This is a genomic window from Pseudonocardia xinjiangensis (genome assembly GCF_050948425.1).
Taxonomy (GTDB): domain Bacteria; phylum Actinomycetota; class Actinomycetes; order Mycobacteriales; family Pseudonocardiaceae; genus Pseudonocardia; species Pseudonocardia xinjiangensis.
Window position 1 is genome coordinate 295,570 of the sequence record NZ_CP192009.1, and the last position, 13,710, is coordinate 309,279.

The 13,710-nt window shown below is 71.3% G+C and carries 13 protein-coding genes; 9 read left to right on the plus strand and 4 right to left on the minus strand.

Features of this window, described 5'->3' with window-relative positions; all coding sequences use genetic code 11:
- Nucleotides 1-10 precede the first annotated feature (10 nt).
- From ACQPZA_RS01440 to ACQPZA_RS01450, 3 genes are read left to right on the plus strand one after another with little or no spacing between them, the layout of a single operon-like run.
- Nucleotides 11-934: an ABC transporter permease gene (locus ACQPZA_RS01440; protein ID WP_433277671.1), complete on the plus strand. Its 924-nt coding sequence runs from the start codon at nucleotides 11-13 to the stop codon at nucleotides 932-934.
- On the plus strand, nucleotides 931-1,911 hold the full coding sequence (locus tag ACQPZA_RS01445; RefSeq protein WP_433277673.1) for an ABC transporter ATP-binding protein: 981 nt from the start codon (nucleotides 931-933) through the stop codon (nucleotides 1,909-1,911). The genes ACQPZA_RS01440 and ACQPZA_RS01445 overlap by 4 nt, the downstream gene beginning before the upstream one ends.
- A gap of 5 nt (nucleotides 1,912-1,916) precedes the next feature.
- The gene (locus ACQPZA_RS01450; protein WP_433277675.1) at nucleotides 1,917-3,032 is read left to right on the plus strand and encodes an ABC transporter ATP-binding protein; all 1,116 of its coding nucleotides are present in this window, start codon (nucleotides 1,917-1,919) and stop codon (nucleotides 3,030-3,032) included.
- On the opposite strand, the gene ACQPZA_RS01455 is transcribed toward ACQPZA_RS01450, so the two are convergent.
- Entirely contained in the window at nucleotides 3,010-3,621 is a 612-nt protein-coding gene (locus ACQPZA_RS01455; protein WP_433277677.1) for a DedA family protein, read from the minus strand. The two genes, ACQPZA_RS01450 and ACQPZA_RS01455, sit on opposite strands and share 23 nt — an antisense overlap.
- Nucleotides 3,622-3,758: 137 nt before the next feature.
- Between ACQPZA_RS01455 and ACQPZA_RS01460 the strand changes: the two genes are divergently transcribed.
- Entirely contained in the window at nucleotides 3,759-4,370 is a 612-nt protein-coding gene (locus ACQPZA_RS01460; RefSeq protein WP_169397939.1) for a hypothetical protein, read from the plus strand.
- 93 nt (nucleotides 4,371-4,463) lie between these two features.
- Here the strand turns inward: ACQPZA_RS01460 and leuA are convergent, their stop codons facing one another.
- Complete coding sequence (leuA, locus tag ACQPZA_RS01465; RefSeq protein WP_169397938.1) at nucleotides 4,464-6,260, minus strand: 2-isopropylmalate synthase; 1,797 nt, start codon at nucleotides 6,258-6,260, stop codon at nucleotides 4,464-4,466.
- 324 nt (nucleotides 6,261-6,584) lie between these two features.
- Between leuA and ACQPZA_RS01470 the strand changes: the two genes are divergently transcribed.
- From ACQPZA_RS01470 to ACQPZA_RS01480, 3 genes are all read left to right on the plus strand, one after another.
- Nucleotides 6,585-6,881: a hypothetical protein gene (locus tag ACQPZA_RS01470; protein WP_169397954.1), complete on the plus strand. Its 297-nt coding sequence runs from the start codon at nucleotides 6,585-6,587 to the stop codon at nucleotides 6,879-6,881.
- Between the two features lie 227 nt (nucleotides 6,882-7,108).
- Nucleotides 7,109-8,374, plus strand: a complete 1,266-nt coding sequence (locus tag ACQPZA_RS01475) for an aspartate kinase (RefSeq protein WP_169397937.1) — start codon at nucleotides 7,109-7,111, stop codon at nucleotides 8,372-8,374.
- Nucleotides 8,371-9,483, plus strand: coding sequence for an aspartate-semialdehyde dehydrogenase (locus ACQPZA_RS01480; RefSeq protein ID WP_433277682.1), 1,113 nt, complete (start codon nucleotides 8,371-8,373; stop codon nucleotides 9,481-9,483). Before ACQPZA_RS01475 ends, ACQPZA_RS01480 begins: the two co-directional genes overlap by 4 nt.
- A gap of 40 nt (nucleotides 9,484-9,523) precedes the next feature.
- Here the strand turns inward: ACQPZA_RS01480 and ACQPZA_RS01485 are convergent, their stop codons facing one another.
- Both ACQPZA_RS01485 and ACQPZA_RS01490 read right to left on the minus strand, forming a co-directional pair.
- Nucleotides 9,524-10,564 carry an endonuclease/exonuclease/phosphatase family protein gene (locus tag ACQPZA_RS01485; protein ID WP_433277684.1) on the minus strand — a complete coding sequence of 347 codons (1,041 nt, stop codon included), beginning with the start codon at nucleotides 10,562-10,564 and terminating at the stop codon, nucleotides 9,524-9,526.
- Nucleotides 10,565-10,580: 16 nt separating this feature from the next.
- Nucleotides 10,581-11,840: an MFS transporter gene (locus ACQPZA_RS01490; RefSeq protein ID WP_433277686.1), complete on the minus strand. Its 1,260-nt coding sequence runs from the start codon at nucleotides 11,838-11,840 to the stop codon at nucleotides 10,581-10,583.
- Between the two features lie 110 nt (nucleotides 11,841-11,950).
- On the opposite strand from ACQPZA_RS01490, the gene ACQPZA_RS01495 reads away from it, so the two are divergent.
- Together ACQPZA_RS01495 and ACQPZA_RS01500 are read left to right on the plus strand one after the other, a co-directional pair.
- On the plus strand, nucleotides 11,951-12,220 hold the full coding sequence (locus ACQPZA_RS01495; protein WP_433277688.1) for a hypothetical protein: 270 nt from the start codon (nucleotides 11,951-11,953) through the stop codon (nucleotides 12,218-12,220).
- Entirely contained in the window at nucleotides 12,217-13,695 is a 1,479-nt protein-coding gene (locus ACQPZA_RS01500) for a catalase (protein ID WP_169397933.1), read from the plus strand. Before ACQPZA_RS01495 ends, ACQPZA_RS01500 begins: the two co-directional genes overlap by 4 nt.
- Nucleotides 13,696-13,710: the final 15 nt, after the last annotated feature.

The following is a 13,710-nucleotide window of genomic DNA, read 5'->3' on the forward strand; positions in this document are numbered from 1 at the left end:
GAGTCCTGTCATGACCGTCACCTGGGCGCAGCGCCGCAAGGCGCGGCTCGACGAGCTGTCCGCCGGTCGCAGCCTCACCTCCGAGGCCTTCCGGCGGCTGCGCCGCGAGCCTGCGGCGATCGCCGGTGCCGTGATCGTCGGCCTGTTCGTGGTGGTCGCCGCTCTCGCGCCGCTCATCGCCCCGCACGGCGCCGCCGAGACGTTCCCGCAGCTGCAGGAGAACCTGCGCCCGGGTGCCATTCCAGGCCCGCAGGACGGCTTCCCCCTGGGCAGCGACCAGCTCGGGCGCGACTTCTTCTCCCGGGTGATCCTGGCCGCGCAGCAGACGTTGCTGGTCGGGGTGCTCGCCACGCTGATCGGACTCGTGGTCGGCATCGTGATCGGCACCGTCGCGGGTGCGTTCGGCGGGTGGGTCGACACCCTGCTCATGCGGATCACCGACGTCCTGCTGGCCATCCCGAGCCTGCTGCTCGCCATCTCGGTGGCCGCGCTGGCCGCGAGCCCGTCGCAGACCACCGTCATCATCGCCGTGGCGATCGTCGGCGTCCCGATCTTCGCTCGGCTGCTCCGCGGGTCGATGCTCGCCCAGCGGGAGAGCGACCACGTCGTCGCGGCCACGTCCCTCGGGGTGAAACGGAGCGCGGTGGTGCTGCGGCACATGCTGCCCAACGCCATCGGCCCGGTGATCGTGCAGGCGACGCTGACGCTCGCCACGTCGATCCTGGACGCGGCCGCCCTGTCGTTCCTCGGCCTCGGCGACGCCGACCCCGCCCGTGCCGAGTGGGGGCTGATGCTGGCCCAGGCGCAGACCTACCTGGACGTGCGGCCTGCGCTCGCGTTCTACCCGGCGGCCGCGATCATCGTGGTGGCGCTGGGCTTCACGCTGCTCGGGGAGTCGCTGCGTGAGGCCATCGACCCGAAGGGGCGCCGATGACCGCGCTGCTGGAGGTGCGCGACCTGCAGGTGGCCTTCACCCGCCGTCGCGAGCCCGACACGGTCGCCGTCGACGGGGTGAGCTTCGACGTCGCGCCCGGCCAGGTGGTCGGTCTCGTCGGGGAGTCCGGGTGCGGGAAGTCGGTGACGTCGCTGGCGATCATGCGCCTCCTGCCGGCCCGCGGAGTACGGGTGAGCGGCTCGGTGCGGATGGACGGCACCGACCTGCTGACGCTGTCGGAGTCGGAGATGCGGGCCCGCCGCGGGCGCGACCTGTCGATGGTGTTCCAGGACCCGCTCTCGTCGTTGAACCCGGTGATCCCGATCGGCCTGCAGGTCACCGAGGTGCTGCGCAGGCACCGGGGGATGGCAGGCGACAAGGCCCGCCAGGCCGCCGCCGAGCTGCTGGAGCGGGTGGGCATCCCGGATCCCCGGCGACGCCTCGACTCCTACCCCCACCAGCTCTCCGGCGGCATGCGGCAGCGCGCACTCATCGCCATCGCGCTCGCCTGCCAGCCGCGGCTGCTCATCGCCGACGAGCCGACCACCGCCCTCGACGTCACGATCCAGGCGCAGATCCTCGGGCTGCTCTCCGAGCTCGTCCGGGAGACGGGCGCGGCCCTGATCATGATCACGCACGACCTCGGTGTCGTCGCGGGGCTCTGCGAGGCCGTCAACGTGCTCTACGGCGGCCGGATCGTGGAGCGCGCGCAGCGGCACCGTCTGTTCGCCACGCCTCGGCACCCCTACACACACGGCCTGCTGCGTTCGATCCCGCGGCTGGACGCGCCGCCGGGGGAGGAGCTCGAAGCCATCCGAGGCTCTGTGGTGGACAACCTGCCGTGGGCGCATGCCTGCGCCTTCGCGCCGCGCTGCCCCCGGGCGATCGAGACCTGCACCGAGGTCACCCCGGTCGCCGAGACGAGCGGCGGCCGGTTGCTGCGCTGCCACAACCCGGTCCCGGCGAACGCGGAGTGAGCACCATGGAGACGAGCGAACCGCTGCTCGACGTCCGCGATCTCGCGGTGCACTTCCCGATCAAGCGGGGTCTGGTGCTCGACCGCACGGTGGGGCACGTGTACGCCGTCGACGGCGTGTCGCTCCACATCGGACGCGGCGAGACCTACGGCCTGGTGGGCGAGTCGGGCTGCGGCAAGAGCACCCTCGGCCGGGCGATCCTGCGGCTCGTGGACCTGACCGCGGGACAGGTCACGTTCGACGGTGTCGACGTGGCCCAGCTCAAGGGCGAACAGCTGCGGACGATGCGCCGCCGCTTCCAGATGGTGTTCCAGGACCCGATGTCCAGCCTGGACCCCCGGCAGTCCGTCGAGTCGCTGCTGACCGAGGGCATGAAGGCACACGGGCTGTCGCGCGGCCCCGCGGCCGACGGGGCGCGGTTGCGCGAGCTCGTCGACTCGGTCGGGCTGCCGGCCGGCGCGCTGCGTCGCTACCCGCACGAGTTCTCCGGTGGCCAGCGCCAGCGCATCGGGATCGCCCGCGCGCTCAGCGTCGAACCCGATCTGATCGTCGCCGACGAGCCGGTGTCGGCGCTCGACGTCTCGGTGCAGGCCCAAGTGCTGAACCTGCTGGGCCGGCTGCAGTCCGAGCTCGGCCTCACCTACCTCGTGATCGCCCACGACCTGGCCGTCGTCCGCCACGTGAGCGACCGGGTTGGCGTGATGTACCTCGGCGGGCTTGTCGAGGAGGCGCCGTCGCAGGAGCTCTACGACGACCCCCAGCACCCCTACACCCGCGCGCTGCTGTCCGCGGTGCCGGTGCCCGACCCCGAGCTGGAGGACCACCGCGAGCGGATCCTGCTCACCGGGGACCTGCCCTCACCCGCCGCGCCCCCCGCGGGCTGCCGGTTCCACACCCGCTGCCCGTGGCGCCAGCCCACCCGGTGCGACGACGAGCGTCCGGCGCTGCGCGTGATCGCCGGCGCCCCCGCGGGGCACCGGGTGGCCTGCCACTTCGCCGAGGACATCCGCAGCGGCCTGCTTCAGCCGCACCGCGTGGACGTCGAGGCGGTCGACGACGTCCTCGCGCCCGGCGCGGTCCCGGACCTCCCCGGTTCGGTCACGGAGATCCTGGGTCGCTGACCGGCGGTGTCGCTGCGGCCGCCCGCTGCCGGTCCTCGGCGGATCGCGCCCGGGCGCGGCGGGCCAGCAGGGCGCCGAGCACGAGCGCGGCGGGCATGCCGATCGCGAGGCCGAGCAGCGGGTCACCCGTGACCCTCCCGCCGGCGTAGCCGATCAGGACGTACATCGCCGACCAGAGCACCGCACCGACGATCGACGCCCGCACGACCGCGCCGACCGGCAGTCGCAGCGCCCCGCACAGGACGGTGGAGACCACCACCCCGACGGGCACGAAGTACGAGGGCACGATCACCCCGGCCCCCGCGGTGCGCATCCGGGCCTCCACCCAGTCGGCCGCCCGGGCACCGGCGGGGCGTCGCCGCAGCCGCGCGAGCAGCGCGGGGCCCGCGTACCAGCCGACGGCGTACTTGACGAGGTCGCTGATCAGGGAACCGACCGCAGAGGCCGCAATCACCAGCGGGAGCCACAGCGCACCGGTGGCCGACCACGAGCCGCCGAGCACCAGCACCGGCTCGGCCGGGGTGAACGGCAGGCTCGTCCACAACAGGACGACCAGATACGCGGCGGTCGGATCCACCGGCAGTCGCACAGACGGACGCTACCCGATCACGAATCCGCACCTCGGAGCCGCACCGCTCAGCGGCCACCACCTGGACAGCTGTTCGGCTCCGGGACGGCGTGGGCGACGATGGGCGTGCGGGGGAGTGGGCGGCAACAGGAGGACGGATGGACGAGCAGGTACTCGTGGCGACGCGGCGGGCACTGCACGGGGTGGCGGAGAGCGTGATCGCCGGTCCGCAGTACCGCGCACACGGCACGATCAGGCTGACGGTGTCGGACGGCGGGTTCGCCGGAGTGGCGTCTCCCTTGCGGGTGCAGGGCACCGAGCTCGTCGGCCCGGCCGGGCGCTGGCCACTGCGCGGCACACTGGGCGAGCTCGGGGCGGCCGCCGGTGTGGACACCGGGCCACCCGAGGGGCTCTACAGCGACACGTCCGGCGTCGCCCTGGACGAGCCGCTGGCCGTCGACCCCGCAGCGGCCGAGCTGATCCTGGGCTGGTTCGGCCGGGGTGACGCGGGGCTGCGCGCGTTCCTGCCGGAGGCGACCCCCGTGCTCTGGCCGGAGCACTTCGACCTGGGCATCGACCTGGACGAGGTCAACTACGGGATCTCACCCGGCGACGCGGGGCACGCCTTCCCGTACGCGTACGTGGGGCCGTGGACCCCACGAGAGGGAGAGTTCTGGAACGCGCCGTTCGGCGCGGTGCGCCCGGCGTCCGACCTCCCCGATGCGGCGGCCGTGGCGGCCTTCTTCGCGGAGGGCCGCAGCCAGGCCTGACACCCCGCCCCGAGTTGCAGCAAAGCCACTTTCACGCAACCAGATGGCATGAAAGTGGCTTTGCTGCAATGGGGCTGGGCTGGAGGCTGGGGGTCAGCGCATCGCGCGGTTGACCGCCGAGACCACGGCCTTGAGCGAGGCGTTCACGATCGAGCTGTCCACCCCGACGCCCCAGAACACCGTGTCCTCCACGGCGCACTCGACGTAGGCGGCGGCACGGGCGTCGTCACCCGCGGACATGGCGTGCTCGTGGTAGTCGAGCACCCGCACGTCGAACCCGATGCCGGCGAGCGCGTCGACGAACGCCGCGATCGGCCCGTTGCCGCTGCCGGTGATCTCGTGCAGGTCGCTCTCCACGCGCACCGTCGCGACGATCTCGTCGGTGCCTTCGCCGTCGCTGGTGAGGCGGTGGCGGATCAGCTTCAGCGGCGTGACGCGGCCGAGGTACTCGGCGTCGAAGGCGTCGCGCATCTCCTTGGGGGAGACCTCGCCACCCTCGGAGTCGGTGACCTCCTGGATCACGCGCGAGAACTCCATCTGGAGCCGCCGCGGCAGGTCCATCTGGTGTTCGGCCTTCATGATGTAGGCGACGCCGCCCTTGCCGGACTGCGAGTTCACCCGGATCACGGCCTCGTAGGTGCGGCCGATGTCCTTCGGGTCGACCGGCAGGTAGGGCACCTCCCAGCGGAACTGGTCGACCTCGACGCCCGCCTGCGCGGCGTCGGCCTGCATCGCGGCGAAGCCCTTGTTGATCGCGTCCTGGTGGCTGCCGGAGAACGCCGTGTAGACGAGGTCGCCGCCCCAGGGGTGGCGCTCGGCAACGGGGAGCTGGTTGCAGTACTCGACGGTGCGCCGGATCTCGTCGATGTCGGAGAAGTCGATCTGCGGGTCGATGCCCTGGGTGAAGAGGTTCATGCCCAGCGTCACCAGGTCGACGTTGCCGGTGCGCTCGCCGTTGCCGAACAGGCAGCCCTCGATGCGGTCGGCGCCTGCCTGGTAGCCGAGCTCGGCGGCGGCCACGGCGGTGCCGCGGTCGTTGTGCGGGTGCAGGCTCAGGACCACGGCGTCGCGGCGGGCCAGGTGGCGGTGCATCCACTCGATGGAGTCGGCGTAGACGTTCGGCGTGGCCATCTCGACGGTCGCCGGCAGGTTGACGACCATCGGCGACTCGGGGGTCGGCTGCCAGATCGCGGAGACCGCGTTGCAGACGTCCACGGCGTACTCGAGCTCGGTGCCGGTGTAGGACTCGGGGGAGTACTCGAAGCGCCAGTCGGTGGCCGGGTACTTCTCGGCGAACCGCAGCACCTCCTCCGCGCCGTCGGTGGCGATCTTGGCGATGCCCGCGCGGTCGGACCGGAACACGACCCGGCGCTGGAGGATCGAGGTCGAGTTGTACAGGTGGACGATCGCGCGGGGTGCGCCCTCACAGGCCTCGTAGGTGCGCTCGATCAGCTCGGGGCGGGCCTGGGTGAGCACCTGGATCGTGACGTCGTCGGGGATCAGGTCGCGCTCGATGATCTCGCGGACGAAGTCGAAGTCGGTCTGGCTGGCGGCCGGGAACCCGACCTCGATCTCCTTGTAGCCCATGCGTACGAGCAGCTCGAACATGCGGTGCTTGCGCGCCGGGCTCATGGGGTCGATCAGGGCCTGGTTGCCGTCGCGCAGGTCGACCGCACACCACAGCGGGGCGGAGGAGATGCGCTTGTCGGGCCAGGTGCGGTCGGACAGCGAGACCGGCTCCACCTGTTCGTGGAACGGGCGGTAGCGGTGGATGGGCATGTCCGAACCGCGCTGCGGGTTCCAGACGGGCTGGCGGTCCGGCGCGGGGCGGGAAGGGGTGTGCAGACGGCTGGATGTCGCCGAGGTGAAGGCGTCGGGCGAGGTGGTCATCCGGGATGTACTCCTGTGGTCGGCCGATCAGACGTTCCTGACGTGACCGGCGCGCACGCCGAGACCCCGCGACGAGGGGCCGGTCGGTCAGACCCCGCCGCGGCGACGAAGGAGCAGGAGTGCCACGTTCTCGAGGTTAACCCCCACCGGGGGGAGCTCCGCAACCCGGCCCCTCGGGCGCCGTGCCACCCGATCGAGTGATACCGGCCGGTAGGCCGAAGATGCGGAGCGTGTCAGTATGGCCGTCTTCGTGCCGGTCACTCCGTCCTGCGGGTACAACGGAGGTACCGGAGGAGCGAGTGCCATGGGGAGGACAGTGTGACAGTGGGAACCACGGCACGCCGAGGCATCGACGCCCTCGGCAGCGTTCTGCGGATCGTCGGCATGCTCATCGTGCTCGTCCTCGTGCTACACATCGTGCTCACGCTCCTGGACGCGAACCCGGCCAACACCCTCGCCATGTCGATCCACGAGCTGGCCGACCAGTTCAACCTGGGCCTGTCGAACCTGTTCCTGCCGGCCGACCCGAAGCTGGGCATCGTGCTGAACTACGGCACGGCCGCGCTGATCTGGTTCGTGATCACCAGCGTGGTGGTGCGGATCGTGCGCCGCATCCCCTGACTCACCCCGCGTCCCGCGCCGGATCCGTCGGTCCGGCGGCCGGGACGCCCTGCGTCGAGCGCTCAGCTTTCCCCCTGTGGCATGGACCATTGGCAACGGTTGCCGCGTCCGTGCCCGGTAAGGTGAGATTCCGACCAGTACCTCGGCCGGAGCGCTCACCGCGTCCCCGACGGGGACGGTAGCCCCACGGTGCCGCGCCCACGCGGCATCAGGACAGGAGGTCGGCGGTGGCCCTCGTCGTGCAGAAGTACGGCGGATCATCAGTCCAGGACGCGGACCGCATCAAGAAGGTCGCCGAGCGGATCGTCCGGACCCACAAAGAGGGCCACGACGTCGTGGTGGTGGTGTCGGCCATGGGCGACACCACCGACGAGCTGCTCGACCTCGCGGAGCAGGTGTCCCCGGCGCCCCCGCCGCGCGAGATGGACATGCTGCTCACCGCAGGTGAGCGCATCTCCAACGCGCTCGTCGCGATGGCGATCCACTCCCTCGGTGCGCAGGCCCGCTCGTTCACCGGCTCCCAGGCCGGAATGATCACCACGTCCCGCCACGGCGACGCGCGGATCGTCCAGGTCAACCCGAAGCGGCTGCGCGACGCGCTCGACGAGGGCGCGATCGTACTGGTCGCCGGCTTCCAGGGCGTCAGCCAGGACTCGAAGGACGTCACCACGCTCGGCCGCGGCGGCTCCGACACCACCGCGGTGGCGCTGGCCGCTGCGCTGGAGGCCGACGTCTGCGAGATCTACACCGACGTCGACGGCATTTTCAGCGCCGACCCGCGGATCGTGCCGAACGCGCGGCACCTCGAGAGCATCACCTACGAGGAGATGCTGGAGATGGCCGCCTGCGGAGCGAAGATCCTCCACCTGCGCTCCGTGGAGTACGCGCGCCGGTACGACGTCCCGCTGCGGGTGCGCAGCTCCTACAACGACAAGCAGGGCTCGCTCGTCAGCGGCTCGATCAAGGAGATTCCCGTGGAGAACGCGATCATCACCGGGGTCGCGCACGACCGGTCCGAGGCCAAGATCACCATCACCGGCGTGCCGGACACTCCGGGGATGGCCGCCCGCATCTTCCGCACCGTGGCCGACGCCGAGATCAACATCGACATGGTGCTGCAGAACATCAGCCACTCCGGGGCGCGGCGCACCGACATCACGTTCACGCTGGCGCGTACCGACGGCCCGCGTGCCGTCGCCGTGCTCACCGCCGCGCAGCCGGAGATCGGCTTCATCGAGCTGCTCCACGACGCCGAGGTCGGCAAGGTCTCACTCGTCGGAGCGGGAATGCGCAACCATCCGGGGGTCACGGCCACGTTCTGCGAGGCCTTGTCGAACGCCGGCATCAACATCGAGACCATGAACACGTCGGAGATTCGGATCTCCGTGATCTGCCGGGTGGAGCAACTCGACGACGCCGTGCGTGCCCTGCACGCCGCGTTCGAGCTCGGCGGAGCGGAGCAGGCAGTAGTGCACGCGGGGAGCGGACGATGAGCGACTACACCAGCGAGACGTCGGACCTGAACGGGTCGGCGAACACCACAGGGCCGGTCGTCGCGATCGTCGGTGCCACCGGGGCCGTCGGCACCACGATGATCGACATCATCGACGGCCGCCCGTCGGTGCCGTGGTCGGACATCCGGCTGGTGGCCTCGGCCCGATCAGCGGGCCGGGTGCTGCGCGTGCGCGGGCAGGACGTCACCGTGCAGGCCCTCGCCCCCGAGGTCTTCGACGGCGTCGACATCGCGCTGTTCGACGTGCCCGACGAGGTGAGCGCGGAGTGGGGGCCGATCGCGGCCTCCCGCGGCGCCGTGGTCGTCGACAACTCCGGCGCGTTCCGGATGGACCCCGAGGTGCCGCTCGTGGTGCCCGAGGTCAACGCCGACAAGGTCACCGAGCGGCCCAAGGGCATCATCGCCAACCCCAACTGCACCACGCTGTCGATGATGGCCGCGATGGGCGCGTTGCACCGCGAGTTCGGTCTCGAGGCGCTCGTCGTAGCCTCCTACCAGGCCGCTTCCGGCGCCGGGCAGGGCGGCATCGACCGGCTCTACGCCGAGCTCGCCGCCGTCAGCGGCCGGGAGGTCGGGATGCGTGGCGGCGACGTCGCCCAGGCGCTGGCCGATGCCGGCCTCGACCCCGCCGCGTCGCCGTTCCCGGCGCCGCTGGCCCTCAACGTGGTGCCGTGGGCCGGCTCCCTCAAGGACGACGGGTGGTCGTCGGAGGAGCTGAAGGTCCGCAACGAGGCCCGCAAGATCCTCGGCATCCCGGACCTCAAGGTGTCGGCCACCTGTGTGCGCGTCCCCGTCGTCACCACCCACTCCCTCGCGGTGCACGCCACCTTCGCCGGTGACGTGTCCGTCGAGGCGGCGCAGAAGGTGCTGAGCGAGCAACCCACGATCGTCCTGCGCGACGACCCGGCGGCCGGGGAGTGGCCCACGCCGGCCGACGCGGTGGGCGGCGACCCGACGTGGGTCGGGCGGATCCGGCAGGCACTGGACTTCCCCAACACCCTCGAGCTGTTCCTGTGCGGCGACAACCTGCGCAAGGGCGCGGCGCTCAACACCTACGAGATCGCGGAGACGGTGGCAGCCCGGCTCTGACGCCGGGACCGGCTGCCCGGCTCAGGGGACGGGACGCCCCCTAGCCGGGCAGCCGCAGGCGGGTGATGACCGCGCGGTGGTCGCTGCCGTCGATGTCGTGCACGCCGAACGACTCGGCGGTGATGCCGTGGTTGGCGATCACGTGGTCGATCTGCGGCCCGATCAGGGCGCGCAGGCGCGGCGTGGGGCCCCACGTCGGAATGAGGCCCTGACCACGCTGCGCGCCGGCGTCGCCGCACCCGGAGATGGCGTCGCGCAGCACCGAGTGGTCCAGCGTCGCGTTGAAGTCGCCGGCGACGATGGCGGGGGTCGGACCGGTGCACCACTGCCGGAGCAGCCCGAGGTCGGTGCGCCAGTCCGGCACGGACCCGGGCACGGGCGCCACCGAGTGGAACGCGGTGACCCGTGTGTTGCCCAGACCCGCGCCGCTGAGCTCGACGTAGGGGAACGTCGTCGTCTCGGTGCCGATCCGGACCTGGACATCGCCGAGGTGGTCGGCCACCACCGCCGTGACGGCGTTGACGTCGCGCCGTCGCGAGCCGGGCGAGGTGTGCAGGTGGTACCCCAGCGGCTCCACCAGCGGCCTGAGCTGGTTCGAGAACGGTTCGCCCGCCTCGCTGAGCGCCACCACGTCCGGCCGCTGCTGCTCGATCAGCGCGGCGAGCTGATGGGCGTCGCCCCTGCCCTCGTAGGTGTTGAACGCGAGGACGGTGAGTGACGTGCCGCCGGTGGGCACCGGGTCGGCCACCACCCGCGGCAGGATCATCGCGCCGCCCACGAGCAGCACCGCCAGCACTCCGGCGACGAACGGCAGTACACGCCGTTCGAACACCATCACCACGAGCAGCAGCACGAGCAGCGCGGTGACACCGACGAGGATCCACGGCCGGAACGGCACGAGCTGGACGAACGGGCTGCGCCGGTCCAGCTGGAACAGCAGGTCGGGCAGGGCGAACACGGCCACGGCCAGCGTGAACACGACGGCGGCCGCGTAGCGCAGGACGTGCTTGTGGCGCGGCGGCGGTGGTGGCGGCGGCGGAGTGGGGGCCGCCGCGTCGAGGCGGCCCGGCGGTGCGGTCATCGGCCGCGAGTCTGCCCTAGATCGGTTGAGAGTCCACTGAGGGTCCCACTGTCAGCGGGGGCACCGGCGCGGTATCGGGCGGGTTCCGATGGACCCTCTCGCCCCGGTGGGCGAGGAGGGCCGCGACTGCGGCGACGCCGATTCCGGCCGTGCCGGCCACGGTGATCGCGAGCGCCGGCGACCCGATGTCGATCAGCGCGCCCGCTGTCGGGGTGCTGATCGCGGCACCGACCGTGATGGCCGAGCCGTGCAGGCCCGTGACCACCCCACGGGCGTGCTCGGGGGCGAGCCTGCTGACGGCCTCCGAGCTGGCGGCGAGTGATGGTGCGCAGAGCAGGCCCGCGGGCACCAGCAGCAGCGCGTAGCTCCACCATGGACCGCCCAGTGCGACCGGCAGGGTGGCGACGCCCATCGCCGCGACCAGCACGAAAAGTGACGGGGAGCGGCGGGCCACCCCGTAGAGGAAGCCTCCGGAGAGCGAGGCCAGGCACCACACGGCGTTGACGACCGCGATGGCCGCTGCCTGGCCGCTGGTCTGCAGTGCGGCGATCATCGACAGCTCGGTGCCGAAGATGAGCACGACAGCCGCGGTGGTGGCCAGCAACGCGGCGAACAGGCGCATGTCGAGCCACTCGCGGACCCGGCCCGGCGGCGCGTCGGACGGGCTCTGCGGGGCGCGGGTGGGTGGGTCGAGCAGCCAGAGCGCGACGCCGGAGACGAGCCAGCCCGCCCCGACGACCCACATCGCGATGCCGGTGGAGAGCTGCAGGGCGAGCAGGGTGCCGACAGCGGGACCGATGATGTAGGAGAGCTCGACCGACATCGAGTCGAGCGCGAAGGCCGGACGGCGGTGCCGGGCGGGCACCATCGCGGCGAGCGACTGGCGCACCACCGAGTACACGGGCATCCCGAGCAGGCCGCCGAGCAGCGCCCCGACCAGCAGCGCGGGGTAGGACAGCGACGGCGCGACGGTCCAGAACACCGCCTCGGCGCACAGGGTGAGCGCCAGCATCGTGCGCAGCCCGCGCCGATCGACCAGCCTGCCGAGCAGCGGCGCCCCGATGGCCATCCCGACGGTGGTGGACGCGCCGACGAGGCCGGCGGCGGCGTAGCCGTGCCCGAGGTCGAGCACCACGTGCAGGGTGAGGGTGATCGCGGCGGCCGAAGCGGGTATGCGTGCGAGGAAGGCGACCGCCGTGAGCGGGGCCACTCCGGGGAGGCGTAGGACCGTGCGAAAGGCGGCCAGGCCGGCGTTGCTCTCATCGGTGGCTGTCACCTGGTCCTCCTCGGCACATGGTCATGGTGGACCACCGGTCCGACGGAACTCGACCGAGTTGGCCCAGGATTAACTTGACCCATTCCAGAAAAGCTGGTCGACTGGCCGTGATGGCATCTCCGGTGGACGTCGCCCACCCCCTGCGGGGTGCGGGCCTGCCCGTCGTGCGCACCGGGGACGACCACCACCACCTGGTGTGCCGCTCGTGCGGCGACATCACCGACGTCGACCGCGTCGTCGGTACGCGCCCGTACCTCGCTCCCGGCGTCACCGGGAGCCACCTCGTGGCTGAGGCCGAGGTCGTGTTCCGGGGCACCTGCCCGCGCTGCCGGCGTGACCGGTCCTCCCACCCGAACCAGCAGCAGAAGGAGACTTCGTGACCGCGACCGAACCGCGGCCGACGACGAACAACGTCGGCATCCCGGTAGCCAGCGACAACGACTCGCTGACCATCGGCACCAATGGCCCGATCCTGCTCCAGGACCACTACCTCATCGAGAAGAACGCGCAGTTCAACCGCGAGCGTGTGCCCGAGCGTGTCGTGCACGCCAAGGGCGGCGGCGCGTTCGGTTTCCTCGAGGTCACCAACCCGGAGATCGCCAACTACACCAAGGCGGCGCTGTTCCAGCCCGGAGTGCGCACCGAGAGCCTCGTGCGCTTCTCGACGGTGGCGGGTGAGCTCGGGTCGCCCGACACCTGGCGCGACCCCCGCGGCTTCGCCGTGAAGTTCTACACGTCACAGGGCAACTACGACATCGTCGGCAACAACACGCCGGTGTTCTTCATCCGCGACCCCATCAAGTTCCCGGACTTCATCCACTCGCAGAAGCGCCGCGCCGACAACCACCTGCGCGACAACAACATGCAGTGGGACTTCTGGACCCTGCGGCCGGAGTCGGCGCACCAGGTCACCTGGCTGATGGGCGACCGCGGCATCCCGAAGTCCTGGCGCCACATGAACGGCTACAGCTCCCACACCTACCTGTGGGAGAACGCGGGCGGCGAGAAGTTCTGGGTCAAGTACCACTTCAAGACCGACCAGGGCATCGACTACCTCACCCAGGCCGACGCCGACCGTATCGCCGGTGAGGACGCCGATCACCACATCCGCGACCTGTACGCCGCGATCAAGGCGGGCGACCACCCGAGCTGGACGCTGAAGGTCCAGGTCATGCCCTACGAGGACGCCGCGGACTACCGCTTCAACCCGTTCGACCTCACCAAGGTGTGGCCGCACGGCGACTACCCGCTCATCGAGGTCGGGCGGTGGGTCCTGGACCGCAATGCGGAGAACTACTTCGCCCAGATCGAGCAGGCCGCGTTCGAGCCGTCGAACCTCGTGGCCGGCATCGGGCCGTCGCCGGACAAGATGCTGCAGGGGCGCCTGTTCGCCTACCCGGACGCGCACCGCTACCGGATCGGCGCCAACTACACCCAGCTTCCGGTGAACGCCGCGAAGTCGCCCGTCAACAGCTACTCCAAGGACGGCGCGATGCGGTACGAGAACACCGCCGACCCGGTGTACGTGCCCAACTCCTACGGCGGTCCCCACGCCAACCCGGCGATCGCGGGCGAGACGGCATCCACGTACGGCGTCGAGGACGAGGTCATCCGTTCGGCGTACAAGCTCCACGCCGAGGACGACGACTTCGGCCAGCCCGGCACGATGGTCCGCAAGGTCTTCAGCGACGAGCAGCGTGAGCGCTTCGTCGGCAACGTGGCGGGCCACCTGCGCAACGACGTGTCGGAGCCGGTCCTCGAGCGCGCCTTCCAGTACTGGAAGAACGTCGACAAGGAGACGGGCGACAAGATCGAGCAGGCCGTCCGCACGGGCGGTCCCGCCTACGAGAAGTGACCTGACGCCGCACGC